Origin of the sequence: Burkholderia sp. IO2 (genome assembly GCF_029522185.1) — a bacterium.
Lineage (GTDB): Bacteria > Pseudomonadota > Gammaproteobacteria > Burkholderiales > Burkholderiaceae > Burkholderia > Burkholderia cenocepacia.
In genome coordinates this window covers 1-877 of record NZ_JAKWFH010000145.1, presented here as the reverse complement: position 1 = coordinate 877, position 877 = coordinate 1, and the positions used below count along the sequence as shown (strand labels likewise).

The window sequence follows — 877 nt, the reverse complement described above, 5'->3', positions numbered from 1 at the left end:
GATTTCTTTTCCTGCGGTTACTTAGATGTTTCAGTTCACCGCGTTCGCTTCGCATGGCCTATGTATTCAGCCATGGATACTCCAAAAGGAGTGGGTTTCCCCATTCGGACATCTACGGATCAAAGCTTGTTTGCCAGCTCCCCGTAGCTTTTCGCAGGCTACCGCGTCCTTCATCGCCTGTGATCGCCAAGGCATCCACCACATGCACTTGTTCGCTTGACCCTATAACGAGTCTGTCTCATCGACAGTCGCTACAGGTTGAGTTCTCGCGTTGTGCCGTATTCCAATTGAGCCGAACATTAAGTTCGAATCATCTTGAGATACATCGATACAATCACAACCCGGATAGTTTCCACGTCCATCTCAAAGACGCTTCCGCTATCCAAATTACTTACTTCTTCCAGATTGTTAAAGAACGACAGCCGATATCTGTTGATATCCTCTGACTGGCTCAATCGCCAATGAGAAAAACTCGAACCAAACTTCACTCGAATGTTTGTCATTGAGGATTGGTGGAGGCAGACGGGATCGAACCGACGACCCCCTGCTTGCAAAGCAGGTGCTCTCCCAGCTGAGCTATGCCCCCATGTACAGATTTGCCTCAGGTGTGTTACCGCCAGACAATGGTGGGTCTGGTTGGATTCGAACCAACGACCCCCGCCTTATCAAGACGGTGCTCTAACCGACTGAGCTACAGACCCCTGAGTCTGTCTTTAATTTACAGCCGATAAGCGTGAGCGCTCAACTTGTGCGAGATAGCTCTGGAAAGGAGGTGATCCAGCCGCACCTTCCGATACGGCTACCTTGTTACGACTTCACCCCAGTCATGAATCCTACCGTGGTGACCGTCCTCCTTGCGGTTAGACTAGCCACTTCT

The 877-nt window shown here is 50.4% G+C and carries 2 tRNA genes and 2 rRNA genes; all 4 read right to left on the bottom strand.

Going from position 1 to position 877, the window contains the following annotated elements:
- Nucleotides 1-222, bottom strand: a 23S ribosomal RNA gene (locus MMB92_RS35210); the annotation flags it as partial.
- Nucleotides 223-510: 288 nt separating this feature from the next.
- Nucleotides 511-586: transfer RNA gene (locus MMB92_RS35205), tRNA-Ala, on the bottom strand.
- Between the two features lie 38 nt (nt 587-624).
- Nucleotides 625-701 (bottom strand) — tRNA-Ile (locus MMB92_RS35200).
- Between the two features lie 64 nt (nt 702-765).
- Nucleotides 766-877: ribosomal RNA gene (locus tag MMB92_RS35195) — 16S ribosomal RNA — on the bottom strand; the annotation flags it as partial.